This is a genomic window from Pseudomonas fluorescens (genome assembly GCF_030344995.1).
Taxonomy (GTDB): domain Bacteria; phylum Pseudomonadota; class Gammaproteobacteria; order Pseudomonadales; family Pseudomonadaceae; genus Aquipseudomonas; species Aquipseudomonas fluorescens_BF.
Window position 1 is genome coordinate 651,161 of record NZ_CP128260.1, and the last position, 12,912, is coordinate 664,072.

General features: G+C 59.9%; 13 protein-coding genes. 6 read left to right on the forward strand and 7 right to left on the reverse strand.

Annotated features, from left to right (window positions below; all coding sequences use genetic code 11):
- Positions 1-106 precede the first annotated feature (106 nt).
- From QR290_RS03005 to secB, 3 genes are all read left to right on the forward strand, one after another.
- Entirely contained in the window at positions 107-520 is a 414-nt protein-coding gene (locus QR290_RS03005) for a rhodanese-like domain-containing protein (RefSeq protein WP_007952524.1), read from the forward strand.
- A 1-nt stretch (position 521) separates the two neighbouring features.
- The gene (gene grxC, locus QR290_RS03010; protein WP_007952522.1) at positions 522-776 is read left to right on the forward strand and encodes a glutaredoxin 3; all 255 of its coding nucleotides are present in this window, start codon (positions 522-524) and stop codon (positions 774-776) included.
- Between the two features lie 63 nt (positions 777-839).
- Positions 840-1,325: a protein-export chaperone SecB gene (secB, locus tag QR290_RS03015; RefSeq protein ID WP_007909233.1), complete on the forward strand. Its 486-nt coding sequence runs from the start codon at positions 840-842 to the stop codon at positions 1,323-1,325.
- A gap of 131 nt (positions 1,326-1,456) precedes the next feature.
- Here secB and QR290_RS03020 read toward each other — a convergent pair whose 3' ends face one another.
- Complete coding sequence (locus QR290_RS03020) at positions 1,457-1,912, reverse strand: tRNA (cytidine(34)-2'-O)-methyltransferase (protein ID WP_289204311.1); 456 nt, start codon at positions 1,910-1,912, stop codon at positions 1,457-1,459.
- Between QR290_RS03020 and QR290_RS03025 the strand changes: the two genes are divergently transcribed.
- On the forward strand, positions 1,911-2,351 hold the full coding sequence (locus QR290_RS03025; protein ID WP_289204312.1) for a hypothetical protein: 441 nt from the start codon (positions 1,911-1,913) through the stop codon (positions 2,349-2,351). The two genes, QR290_RS03020 and QR290_RS03025, sit on opposite strands and share 2 nt — an antisense overlap.
- A 410-nt stretch (positions 2,352-2,761) precedes the next feature.
- Here the strand turns inward: QR290_RS03025 and ntrC are convergent, their stop codons facing one another.
- The 5 genes from ntrC to glnA all read right to left on the reverse strand — a co-directional run bounded on the left by ntrC (position 2,762) and on the right by glnA (position 8,190).
- Positions 2,762-4,198: a nitrogen regulation protein NR(I) gene (gene ntrC, locus QR290_RS03030; RefSeq protein WP_007952518.1), complete on the reverse strand. Its 1,437-nt coding sequence runs from the start codon at positions 4,196-4,198 to the stop codon at positions 2,762-2,764.
- Positions 4,195-5,280: a nitrogen regulation protein NR(II) gene (glnL, locus tag QR290_RS03035; protein WP_007952516.1), complete on the reverse strand. Its 1,086-nt coding sequence runs from the start codon at positions 5,278-5,280 to the stop codon at positions 4,195-4,197. The genes ntrC and glnL overlap by 4 nt, the downstream gene beginning before the upstream one ends.
- A gap of 230 nt (positions 5,281-5,510) precedes the next feature.
- Positions 5,511-6,134, reverse strand: a complete 624-nt coding sequence (locus QR290_RS03040) for a DUF4124 domain-containing protein (RefSeq protein ID WP_289204313.1) — start codon at positions 6,132-6,134, stop codon at positions 5,511-5,513.
- Positions 6,131-6,640: a DUF4124 domain-containing protein gene (locus tag QR290_RS03045; RefSeq protein WP_289204314.1), complete on the reverse strand. Its 510-nt coding sequence runs from the start codon at positions 6,638-6,640 to the stop codon at positions 6,131-6,133. The genes QR290_RS03040 and QR290_RS03045 overlap by 4 nt, the downstream gene beginning before the upstream one ends.
- A 143-nt stretch (positions 6,641-6,783) precedes the next feature.
- Entirely contained in the window at positions 6,784-8,190 is a 1,407-nt protein-coding gene (gene glnA, locus QR290_RS03050; RefSeq protein WP_011332032.1) for a glutamate--ammonia ligase, read from the reverse strand.
- Positions 8,191-8,517: 327 nt separating this feature from the next.
- Between glnA and thiI the strand changes: the two genes are divergently transcribed.
- Entirely contained in the window at positions 8,518-9,972 is a 1,455-nt protein-coding gene (thiI, locus tag QR290_RS03055; protein WP_011332034.1) for a tRNA uracil 4-sulfurtransferase ThiI, read from the forward strand.
- Between the two features lie 139 nt (positions 9,973-10,111).
- Entirely contained in the window at positions 10,112-11,932 is a 1,821-nt protein-coding gene (gene typA / locus QR290_RS03060) for a translational GTPase TypA (protein ID WP_007952502.1), read from the forward strand.
- Positions 11,933-12,230: 298 nt separating this feature from the next.
- On the opposite strand, the gene QR290_RS03065 is transcribed toward typA, so the two are convergent.
- Complete coding sequence (locus QR290_RS03065; RefSeq protein ID WP_007952500.1) at positions 12,231-12,668, reverse strand: YkgJ family cysteine cluster protein; 438 nt, start codon at positions 12,666-12,668, stop codon at positions 12,231-12,233.
- Positions 12,669-12,912 lie beyond the last annotated feature (244 nt).

A 12,912-nucleotide genomic window follows, 5' to 3' on the forward strand; every position in this document is an offset into this window, starting at 1 on the left:
TGGAGTTTAAAGCGAAGTTCCGGCGGCGTCACCGCCGGACGGGGTTTGGCCGACCATAGTGGCTGTGTATACTGGCCGACATTTTAACGCCCTGGAACCTCCTTCGATGGTTGCTCACCTGATTGAATTTGCCACTAACCACTACATTCTTGTCGGTATCTTCGTCGTACTGCTGGCTTTGCTGCTGGCGCATACGGTGCAGGGCGGCGGTAAAAGCCTGAGCACGGGCGAGCTGACCGCACTGGTCAACAAGGAAGCCGGCGTGGTCGTGGACATCCGTCCGAGCAAGGACTACGCCGCCGGTCACATCGTTGGCGCGGTGAACATTCCCCAGGACAAACTGGCCGCCCGTATCGGCGAGCTGGAAAAGCACAAGGCCAAGACCATCATTCTGGTCGACGCCCTGGGCCAGACCGCCGGCACCCACGCCCGCGAGCTGATGAAGGCCGGCTTCACCGCCGCCAAGCTGTCCGGCGGGATTTCCAGCTGGAAAGGCGACAACCTGCCGTTGGTGAAGTGATATGAGCGACGTCATCGTCTACTCCAGCGATTACTGCCCTTACTGCTCGCGCGCCAAGTACCTGCTCGCGAACAAAGGCGTGGCCTTCGAAGAGATCAAGGTCGATGGCAAGCCGCAGGTGCGCGCCGCCATGGCCCAGAAGGCCGGACGCACGTCCGTGCCGCAGATCTGGATCGGCGACACCCACGTCGGCGGATGTGATGATTTGTATGCCCTGGAGCGCGCCGGCAAGCTCGACGCGCTGCTCAAGGCCTGAACTGCTGCACGCTCTACCGAACACCAAGAACCCTAAAAGACCCGAGATCAGAAAGGATCTGAGATGACTGACCAACAGAACACTGCAGCCAGCGAAGAAGAAACCGCACCGCAATTCTCCTTGCAGCGCATCTACGTACGCGACCTGTCCTTCGAAGCCCCGAAAAGCCCGGCGATCTTCCGCCAGCAGTGGGATCCGGCGGTCGCTCTGGATCTGAACACCCGCCAGAAAGCCCTGGAAGGTGATTTCTACGAAGTCGTGCTGACCCTGTCCGTTACCGTGAAAAACGGTGAAGAAGTCGCCTTCATCGCTGAAGTGCAACAGGCCGGTATCTTCCTGATCAAGAACCTGGACGCGGCTTCCATGAGTCACACCCTGGGTGCGTTCTGCCCGAACATCCTGTTCCCGTACGCTCGCGAAACCCTGGACAGCCTGGTGACTCGTGGTTCGTTCCCGGCTCTGATGCTGGCCCCGGTGAACTTCGACGCCCTGTACGCGCAAGAGCTGCAGCGCATGCAGGAATCCGGCGAGACTCCGACCGTTCAGTAAATGATCTGAGCGTTGACGCAAGTCCAATGTGGGAGCGGGCTTGCTCGCGAAAGCGGTGTGTCAGGTGGCATAAATGTCATCTGATGCGGCCCCTTCGCGAGCAAGCCCGCTCCCACATTTGTTATGCGGTGTTATTTGAAGTCGTTCTGCCGCCACGCTTCGTACACGGCCACCGCCACAGTGTTGGACAGGTTCAGGCTGCGGCAACCTTCGCGCATCGGCAGGCGCAGGCGCTGTTCGCCGGGCAGGGCATCCAGCACTTCTGGCGGCAGGCCACGGCTTTCCGGGCCGAAGATGAACGCATCGCCCGGGACGAATGCGGCATCGTGAAACGGCCGCGAACCCTTGGTGGTGAAGGCGAACAGCCGTGGATGGCCGAGGCTTTCCATGCAGCTGGCGAGGTCGGCATGGCGCTGCAGAGTGGCATACTCGTGGTAGTCGAGACCGGCGCGGCGCAGACGCTTGTCGTCCATCTCGAAGCCCAGCGGTTCGATCAAATGCAGGTGGCAGCCGCTGTTGGCGCACAGCCTGATAACGTTGCCGGTATTCGGCGGAATTTCCGGTTGAAAAAGGATGACGTGAAACATGCACGGCTCCGAAGGTAAAGATGACGCGCATTCTACGCCGCAAGCGGATCCGCGTTCGAAACTATTCCCGAGGGTGATGGCTTCACTGGCGATCGTCGGTGTGATGGTCGGGATGATGATCGGCCGTTTGACCACGCCTGACCCAAGCATTTTGCAGCAGGTCGAGGTGATCGATGGTGGTCTGGCGGTGTGGTTCAACAACGAGCCGAAGCTGCACGGCGAGATCGTCGATGGCAGCGTCGCGCTGTTGTTCGGGGCTGAAGGCAAGGCGCAGAAAGGCCAGCTTAAGCTCAACGGCAAGGACGTGAACTGGCGGACGCGATTGAGTGACGGGGGATTGTTGCTGACACTGGTGGCGGCGCGACCGCTGCAGGGCGACTGGGCCGGCCAGGCGGTCGATGACCGCTGGCGGCTGGAGATCCATCTCCGGGAGCAATAAAAGAGGGAATCCCCGGCCTGCCTGTACCAAGGTTCCCGAAACGGGCGGGCTCATCGCATCGCGTTCTGAGCCGGTGTAAAGAAGGAACCCCTGACCTGCCTGTATCAAGGGCCCCAAAAGGGTGGACTCAATGAGTCCGGTGTAAAGAGGGGAATCCCCGGCCTGCCTGTACCAAGGCCCCCGAAAGGGTGGGTGAATCGAATCACCTGATGGAGTTATTGCAGGGGGCGTGCCAGGTTTTCTCGTTTTGAAACAAAAAAGCCCGACACAATGACGAAGGCCCCGTAATACGGGGCCTTCGTCTTTTCACAGGATGGGATTTTCAGCGGTTTACAGTGCAGGCCAGAGCCAGTGACCGTGCCCGATTAAGGGTCACCGTGCCTTGCGGCGGTGCAGTCTGGCGCTGGATTTCAGCCTTCATCGCCTTCATCGTCATCCCCGCCATCGACCTTCATGCCGAGTTCCTTGATCTTGCGGGTCAAGGTGTTGCGGCCCCAGCCCAGCAGGACCGCCGCGTCACGACGACGTCCGGCGGTGTGCTTCAGCGCCGTCTCGATCATGATCCGCTCGAACGCCGGCACCGCGCTGTCGAGCAGGCTCGACTGACCGCGCGCCAGGGCCTGATCGGCCCACTGACGCAGCGCCTGTTCCCAGTTGGTCACTGGCGCCGAGTCCTGCGGCAGGCTCAGCAATTCTGGCGGCAGGTCGCTGATGTGCACTTCGCGTCCGGACGCCATCACGGTGATCCAGCGGCAGGTGTTTTCCAACTGACGCACGTTGCCCGGCCACGGCAGGTTCTTCAGGTATTCCTCGGTCTCGCTTTTCAGCAGCTTCGGCTCTACCGCCAGCTCTTGCGCCGCGCGGCTGAGGAAGTGCTTGGCCAGAGTCGGGATGTCTTCGCGACGATCCGACAGACGCGGGATGTGGATGCGGATCACGTTGAGGCGGTGGAACAAGTCCTCACGGAATTTGCCAGCGTGAACCAGGGTTTCCAGATTCTGGTGCGTCGCGGCGATGATCCGCACATCGACCTTGACCGGCACATGCCCGCCAACGCGATAGAACTCGCCATCGGCCAGCACCCGCAGCAGTCGGGTCTGGGTGTCTGCCGGCATGTCGCCGATTTCATCGAGGAACAGCGTGCCGCCGTCGGCCTGTTCGAAACGTCCGCGCCGCAGGTTGGCCGCGCCGGTGAAGGCGCCTTTTTCGTGGCCGAACAGCTCGGATTCCATCAGGTCTTTCGGAATCGCCGCCATGTTCAGCGCGATGAACGGCGAGGCCGCGCGCGGGCTGTGGCGGTGCAGGGCGTGGGCCACCAGTTCTTTACCGGTGCCGGATTCGCCGTTGATCAGCACGGTGATGTTGGAGTGGCTCAAGCGCCCGATGGCGCGAAACACTTCCTGCATCGCCGGCGCTTCGCCGATGATTTCCGGGGTGCGGGTCAGGGTCGGGGCGACTTCCAGGCCCTGTTGTTCCTGAGCATGCTGATTGGCGCGCTTGACCAGCGACACCGCTTCGTCGACATCGAACGGCTTGGGCAGGTACTCGAACGCGCCGCCCTGATAGGAGGCGACAGCGCTGTCCAGATCGGAGTGAGCGGTCATGATGATCACCGGCAACCGCGGGTGCTGCTCCCGAATCCGCGCCAGCAGGTCCAGGCCGCTGGCGCCGGGCATGCGGATATCGGAGATGATCACGTCCGGCTGCTGCCGCGCGAGGCGGCTCATCACGCCATCGGCACTGTCGAAGCTCTGGGTGGTCATGCCTTCCTGTTGCAGGGCTTTTTCCAGAACCCAACGGATAGAACGGTCGTCATCGACGATCCACACGGTTTCACTACGGCTCATGTCGATGTGGCTCCTTGTTCCAGTGGCAGAAAGATCGAAAACGTGGTGTGGCCTGGATGGCTGTCACACTCGATCAGGCCCTGGTGCTGGCTGATGATGTTCTGGGTGATGGCCAGGCCCAGCCCGGTACCGTCCGGACGGCCGCTGACCATGGGAAAGAAGATGGTTTCCTGGAGTTCCGCCGGAATGCCCGGGCCGTTGTCGATGATCTCGATCTTGGTCACCAGGCGATGGCGGACGTGGCCGATGGTGAACTGGCGCATGGCGCGGGTGCGCAGGCTGATGCGGCCCAGGCGCAGCTCGTTCTGGCTGCTGATGGCCTGCATCGCGTTGCGGACGATGTTCAGCACCGCCTGAATCATTTGTTCGCGGTCGATCAGGACGTCGGGAATACTCGGGTCGTAATCGCGCACCAGCGTGATGCAGCCCTGGCTTTCGGCCTCGACCAGTTGGCAGACACGCTCCAGCACTTCGTGGACGTTGCATAGGGCCAGCGACGGCAGTTTGTTCGAGCCGAGCATGCGGTCGACCAGATTGCGCAGGCGGTCGGCCTCTTCGATGATCACGTTGGTGTAGTCGCGCAGGCTGTCTTCCGGCAGTTCCCGGGCCAGCAGTTGCGCGGCACCACGAATGCCGCCCAGCGGGTTTTTGATCTCGTGGGCCAGGCCGCGCACCAGCATCTTGCTGGTTTCCTGCTTCGACAGCTGCGCCTCTTCCTTGGTGATGCGCAACAGGCGATCACGAGGATGGACTTCCAGCAGCAGCAGGGTCGCGCCGTTGCTGAGGATCGGCGTCACCGCGTAATCCACGGTCAGGGTCTGGCCGGTGAGGGCAGTAAGCATCGCTTCGCGCTTGGTGAACGGATGCGCCTGCTCCACCGCCTGGCGCAACGAGTTGAGCGCCTCGGTGGACTCGGTGAACAGCTCGCTGATGAACTGCCCATGGCTGCGCTGACCGCTGATGGCCAGCAGCATCTCCGCCGCCGGGTTCATGTACTCGAGGCGCAATTCGCTGTCGAGCAGGATGGTGGCGGTGGTCAGGTTGTCGAGTAGCAAGCGATGCAGTGCGTCACTGATGGTCATGAGGACCTCTTTTGGAGCATGGCGCGCGCAGGGATACAGCGCTGATGCGAGGAAAATGCAAAAACCAAACCAAGGCTCCGAAAAGAAGCGTTCAACCCCTGAAACGGGCGTTTGACGCTCGTTTGCGTGGCAGTCAAACCGCTCTGGCGGGTACTTTCGAACCAAAATGGGTTGGAATGTGAGTACGGTGCAGCGTATTGCACCAATATAGTGCGCAAAGCTGAACGGCGTCAGAAGAAACGCAGGAAAGGATTTTTCGGTTCGGCGGGTTTGTCTTTCAGCGGGCATTCCGGGCGCACGCCATAGTCGGCGCTGACGCACGGTTTGACCTGACGCTTCTGTGCCAGGGAAATGCGCTGCATGTGGAACGGCTGGTTGGCGGTTTTCTCCACGGTTCGGCCTTGAGCGTCGAGGATCTCGACCGACAGGTTGTGGCTGCCACGATCGATATTGCTCAGCGGGAACACCGGGCTCAGACCGGGTTCGCCGACGGCCTGGCCATCCAGCAGCAGGCGATACAGATGACCTCGTTGCAGGCCCGGCTCGCTGGTGACGCTGACAATCAGTTCGCCGGCGCTGCTGCGAATGGTTGCGTCCGGCTCGGGGATCAGCACGCGCAGCATGTCGTAGTGGAACAGCGGCGGCTCTGCTGATTTTTTCGAAGGCTTGACCGTTGCGGCACTGCTCGGGTTCGAGGCCATGCGATTGCTGGTCGCCAGCGGCACACGCTTGGCGTTGCCCCGCGGTTGATCGGTGTAGACGCGATTGCCCTGTGCATCGATGTAAGTGAACACCTCGGCCGATGCGCCGAGCGCGATCAGCGACAGGCACAAGGCAATCAATCCCCGCATCATGGCTTGTGCACCCGCTGCACGGTGAACACCACCGGCGGGCTCTGCTGAATGATCGCCTCGCCATTGATTACCTGCACCGCCAGCCGATGCTCGCCCCGGTCGACATTCACCAGTTGCAGGATCGGCACATTGCTCGGCTGGCCATAAGGCACATCATCCAGCAGCAGACGCAATTGATGCGGCGGTTGCAGGCGCGGCTTGAGCAACACGCTGACTGTAAAGGTGCCGTTGTTGGCGCGCAGGGCTTCTTCGGTGGGCAGACCGGTCAGCTCCAGCACTTCGTAGGCATTGCGCGCAGGCTCACGGCTGGTGGTATCTGAAGAGGGCGCGCCCGGTGCCTGAGGCTGGACGCTGTTGAGCGGCGGCAACTCCACCGGCTGCGCCTGCACCCCGTCCGGCGCGTGATCGCTGTACACCGTGTTGCCGCTGGCATCGGTGTACTTGTAGATCTGCGCGGCGGCGGGCAGGGCGATCAGCAGCAGAATATAGAGAAGGGTGCGACCCATGAAATCGACCGGAAACGAAAACGATGGGTTGCAGCATAGGCCAGTCGGGCGGAGATGGCTCGGGCGGTAAACATCCGGCCAATAAAAAAGGCCTCCTGAAGGAGGCCTCTTTTTGTCACGCCGCGTAGCGCGGCGCTACCGGATCAGCAGCTGTAGTACAGCTCATATTCCAGTGGGTGTACGAAGGTGCGGACCTTGATTTCTTCTTCGGATTTCAGCGCGATGTAAGCGTCGATGAAGTCGTCGGAGAACACGCCGCCCTTGGTCAGGAACGCACGGCCCTTGTCCAGCTCTTCCAGGGCTTCTTTCAGGCTGCCGCAAACTTGCGGGATCTCTTTCGCCTCTTCAGGCGGCAGGTCGTACAGGTTTTTGTCAGCTGCGTCGCCTGGGTGGATCTTGTTCTGGATACCGTCCAGACCGGCCATCAGCAGCGCTGCGAAAGCCAGGTACGGGTTGGCAGCCGGATCCGGGAAGCGGGCTTCGATACGACGGCCTTTAGGGCTGTTGACGTAAGGAATACGGATCGAGGCGGAACGGTTGCGAGCCGAGTAGGCCAGCATTACCGGTGCTTCGAAGCCTGGCACCAGACGCTTGTAGGAGTTGGTGGCCGGGTTGGTGAAGCCGTTCAGGGCCTTACCGTGCTTGATGATGCCGCCGATGAAGTACAGAGCGGTGTCGGACAGACCGGCATAACCTTCACCTGCGAAGGTGTTCTTGCCATCTTTGGAGATGGACATGTGAACGTGCATGCCCGAACCGTTGTCGCCGTACAGAGGCTTCGGCATGAAGGTCGCGGTGCGGCCGTAAGCGTCGGCAACGTTGTGTACAACGTATTTCAGGGTCTGGGTTTCGTCGGCTTTCTTCACCAGGGTGTTGAACTTGACGCCGATTTCGTTCTGGCCGGCAGTCGCCACTTCGTGGTGGTGAACTTCAACGGTCAGGCCCATTTCTTCCAGCGCGTTGCACATGGAAGTACGGATTTCGTGGTCGTGGTCGAACGGCGGAACCGGGAAGTAGCCGCCTTTCACGCCTGGACGGTGGCCTTTGTTGCCGCCTTCCACGTCCTGGTCGGACATCCACGAGCCTTGCTCGGAGTAGATCTTGAACATGGAGCCGGAGATGTCGGACTTGAACTTCACTTCGTCGAAGATGAAGAACTCAGGCTCTGGACCGGCGAATACGGTGTCACCGATACCGGTGGTCTTCAGGTATTCCTCGGCGCGGCGGGCAATGGCGCGCGGGTCGCGATCGTAACCTTGCATGGTCGAAGGTTCGATGATGTCGCAAACCAGGATCAGGGTCGGCTCTTCGGTGAACGGATCCAGAACGGCGGTTTCGTCGTCCGGCAGCAGGATCATGTCGGAGGCTTCGATGCCTTTCCAGCCAGCGATGGAGGAACCGTCGAACATCTTGCCAACTTCGAAGAAGTCGTCTTCCAGCGCATCGCGAGCCGGCATGGTCACGTGGTGCTGAGTGCCTTTGGTGTCCGTGAAGCGCAGATCAATCCACTTGACGTCATGATCTTTGATGAGTTGAACCGACTTCGACATAGTGTCCTCCGGGTGAATTAGGGCGGGTAGTGGATGCCCTTAATAGTGGTGATGCCGGCGCGAATACTCTGCCAAGGCAACCTGCCTCACAAGGGAGCAAATTGCATGCCAGTGCCCCAGCATGGGTTTTTTGCCCCAAATTCACGCCTCTAAAGGTCGAAAGCGCCTTAAAGGCGAAAATCTCGCCCTTTAATGTAGCGTTCAAATCGAAAAATGACCCGTTTTGGTGCGTGCAAAACCTTCTGCACATTAACTGGTTAAACCTTGAGCAATTTCCGCTATAATCCGCGCCCCCCTTTTTCGGCTGGCCCTGCGCGCGCTGTTTTCATGAAACTAATCGTAAAAGTCTTCCCCGAGATCACCATCAAAAGCCGACCTGTCCGGACGAAATTCATCCGCCAGCTGGCCAAGAACATCCGCACCGTGCTCCGCGACCTGGACCCGGCCGTGGTGGTGAACGGTGTGTGGGACAATCTCGAGCTGGAAACCCGCGTCACCGACCCCAAGGCCCTGAAAGAGATGGGCGAACGCCTGACCTGCATGCCAGGCATCGCGCACTTTCTGCAGATCGACGAGTACCCGCTGGGCGACTTCGACGACATCACCGAGAAGTGCAAACAGCACTATGGCGATGCGCTGGCCGGGAAGATCTTTTCGGTGCGCTGCAAGCGTGCGGGCAAGCATGCGTTCAGCTCGATGGACGTCGAAAAATACGTCGGCAGCAAGCTGCGCCGTGAGTGCGGTGCTGCCGGAATCGACCTGAAACAGCCGGAAATCGAAGTCCGCATCGAAGTTCGCGACAAACGGTTGTTCGTGATCCACAGCCAGCACAATGGCATCGGCGGCTACCCGCTCGGTGCGCTGGAGCAGACGCTGGTACTGATGTCCGGCGGCTTTGACTCGACCGTTGCCGCGTACCAGATCCTGCGCCGCGGCCTGATGACGCACTTCTGCTTCTTCAATCTGGGCGGTCGTGCCCACGAATTGGGCGTAATGGAAGTCGCGCATTTCATCTGGAAGAAGTACGGCAGCTCGCAACGCGTGCTATTTGTCAGTGTTCCGTTCGAAGAAGTATTGGGCGAAATTCTTGGCAAGGTCGACGACAGTCATATGGGCGTCGTATTGAAGCGTATGATGTTGCGCGCAGCGTCGAGCATTGCCGAACGCCTGCACATCGATGCGCTGGTCACCGGCGAAGCGATTTCCCAGGTGTCGAGCCAGACATTGCCGAACCTGTCGGTCATCGATTGCGTCACCGACAAGCTGGTGCTGCGACCACTGATCGTCGCCCACAAGCAGGACATCATCGACACGGCCGACCAGATCGGTACCGGTGATTTCGCCCGGCACATGCCGGAATACTGCGGCGTCATCTCGGTCAACCCGAAGACCGCCGCCAAGCGTGGCCGGGTCGAGCACGAAGAGCAGGAATTCGACATGGCGGTGCTCGAGCGTGCGCTCGCAAACGCCAGACTGGTGCCGATCGATCGGGTGATCGACGAATTGGGCCAGGATTTGCAGATCGAAGAAGTCAGCGAAGCGCTGGCCGGTCAGATCGTCATCGACATCCGTCACCCGGATGCCGCCGAGGATGACCCGCTGGAGCTCGCCGGCATAGAGGTACAGACGATGCCGTTCTACGCAGTGAACGCTCGTTTCAAGGAACTGGACCCTACTCGCCAGTACCTGCTGTATTGCGACAAAGGCGTGATGAGTCGCCTGCATGCCCACCATTTGCTCAGTGAGGGGCATGCCAATGTGCGCGTTTATCGACCGAGCTAAGTGCCCGGGGCTGTTTGCCTGTGGCCTGCGTCACCGGCCCCCCGACACCGCCGTCAAGCTGTAACGGCCATGCCGGACACTACTGTCAATCGCTGCCAAGACTTGTCAGCAAACCGAATCCTCTGATCGAGATACACAAGTGATCGAAAATCTACGCAACATCGCCATCATTGCCCACGTTGACCATGGTAAGACCACCCTGGTAGACAAACTCCTGCGTCAATCCGGCACCCTGGAGCGCAACGAGCTCAACGACGAGCGCGTGATGGACTCCAACGACCAGGAAAAAGAGCGCGGTATTACCATTCTGGCGAAAAACACCGCCATCAACTGGAACGGCTACCACATCAACATCGTGGACACCCCGGGCCACGCCGACTTCGGCGGCGAAGTTGAGCGCGTAATGTCCATGGTTGACTCCGTGCTGCTGCTGGTCGACGCCCAAGACGGCCCTATGCCGCAAACCCGTTTCGTGACCAAGAAGGCTTTCGAAGCCGGCCTGCGTCCAATCGTGGTCATCAACAAGGTTGACCGTCCGGGCGCGCGTCCTGACTGGGTTCTGGACCAGATCTTCGATCTGTTCGACAACCTGGGCGCTACCGAAGAACAACTGGACTTCCAGGTTGTTTACGCTTCGGCCCTGAACGGCATCGCCGGTCTGGACCACACCGCCATGGGCGAAGACATGACCGCCCTGTACCAGGCGGTAGTCGACCACGTTCCGCCTCCGGCTGTTGACCGTGACGGTCCGTTCCAGATGCAGATCTCCGCTCTGGACTACAACAGCTTCCTGGGTGTTATCGGTGTTGGCCGTATCGCTCGTGGTCGCGTCAAGCCGAACACTCCGGTTGTCGCTATCAGCGCCGACGGCAAGCGCCGCAACGGTCGTATCCTGAAGCTGATGGGTCACCACGGTCTGCACCGCGTTGACGTTGAAGAAGCAGCAGCTGGCGACATCGTCTGCATCAGCGGTTTCGACGAGCTGTTCATCTCCGACACCCTGTGCGACATCAACAACGTCGAGGCGATGAAGCCTCTGACCGTTGACGAGCCAACCGTTTCCATGACCTTCCAGGTAAACGACTCGCCATTCTGCGGTAAAGAAGGCAAGTTCGTGACCTCCCGTAACATCAAGGATCGTCTGGACAAAGAGCTGCTGTACAACGTTGCACTGCGCGTTGAAGAAGGCGACTCGGCTGACAAGTTCAAGGTATCCGGCCGTGGTGAGCTGCACCTCTCGGTACTGATCGAAACCATGCGTCGCGAAGGCTTCGAACTGGCCCTGGGCCGTCCTGAAGTGATCATCCGTGAAGTTGACGGCGTGAAGCAGGAACCGTTCGAAAACGTGACCATCGACATCCCTGAAGAATCCCAGGGCAAGGTCATGGAAGAGATGGGTCTGCGTAAAGGCGACCTGAGCAACATGGTGCCGGATGGCAAGGGCCGTGTTCGTCTGGAATACAACATCCCTGCTCGCGGTCTGATCGGTTTCCGTAACCAGTTCCTGACCCTGACCAACGGTGCTGGCATCCTGACCTCGATCTTCGACCGTTACGCTCCAGTGAAGTCGGGCCACATGTCCGGCCGTCAGAACGGCGTTCTGGTTTCGGTTGAAACCGGCAAGGCACTGACCTACTCCCTGGAAACCCTGCAGGCTCGTGGCAAGTTGTTCGTAGAACACGGCCAGGAGATCTACAACGGTCAGATCGTTGGTCAGAACTCCCGCGACAACGACCTGGGTGTGAACCCGACCAAAGGCAAGAAGCTCGACAACATGCGTGCTTCGGGTAAAGACGAAACCATCGCTCTGGTCCCACCTGTTCGCTTCACCCTGGAACAGGCTCTGGAATACATCCAGGAAGACGAGCTGTGCGAAGTGACTCCTAAGTCCATCCGTCTTCGCAAGAAGATCCTGGACGAAAGCGAGCGTACCCGCGCTGCCAAGAAAGCCAAGGCGTAATTTAGCCCAGGCTTAAAAAAACGCCCCCGGTCGAGAGACCGGGGGCGTTTTTGTTTGTCCGGGAAAAATGTGGTGAACCTCAAGAGCCCCCTCACCCTAACCCTCTCCCGGAGGGAGAGGGGACTGATCGGGGGATGCTCAAGAAATACGCCGACCTGACAGGGATTTACCGAATCCATAATCGACTGGTTGTTTCAGGTCGATGTATGACGCAAGACACCTCGGTCGGCTCCCTCTCCCTCCGGGAGAGGGCTGGGGTGAGGGGGCGAGGTTCGAGGGTTGAAGTGAGGGTCGGCTTTTAGAAGCGTTCGATCGACCGCGAATTCTGTACCCGCTCCACTTCCTTCGGCTTGTACGCGCAATAGCCCGGGCGCGGGCCGATCTTCGGGTGGTTGCGGCAGGTGTCCGGGCGCTTGTCATAAATGGTGCACAGGCGGCTCTTACGATCCAGGTAGTAGCAATCGTTGTTGCTCATGCGCTGCAGGGTGAAGATCCCCGACTTCTGGTTGAAGCGCTCGACCAGACCTTCCTTTTGCAGACGCTTGGCGATGTTCTTCGGCGGGTCGCCCAGTTCGAACTCGTCGACCACACCGATGCGCACCAGGTCCTTGATCTTGACCTCGACCGGCAGCGTGCAGCAGCTGGAAACGCACGAGCCGCACATCGGGGCCGAATATTTGGCCCAGGTATCGAGACGGTCGATCTCGGCTGCGGCGATCAGGTTGGGCTTCATCATCGGTGTTTACCAGGCGTGTGCATCAGGGCGCGCGATCATACCGGGACTGGTGGATTTTTGAACAACCTTTCGCCAGATTTTTTCTTCATGAATCCACATCGTCCGACAATTCGGCACGGCCCCTGCATTCATTAAGGCATTCGCCAGGGTATTGCCGGACGAAGTCTCACTCTCAGGAAAAACTGCCGAACCAGAGCCCCTACCGTCGGTCAGACCGTCTAGGCTCTGACAATTCCCCGCTCGC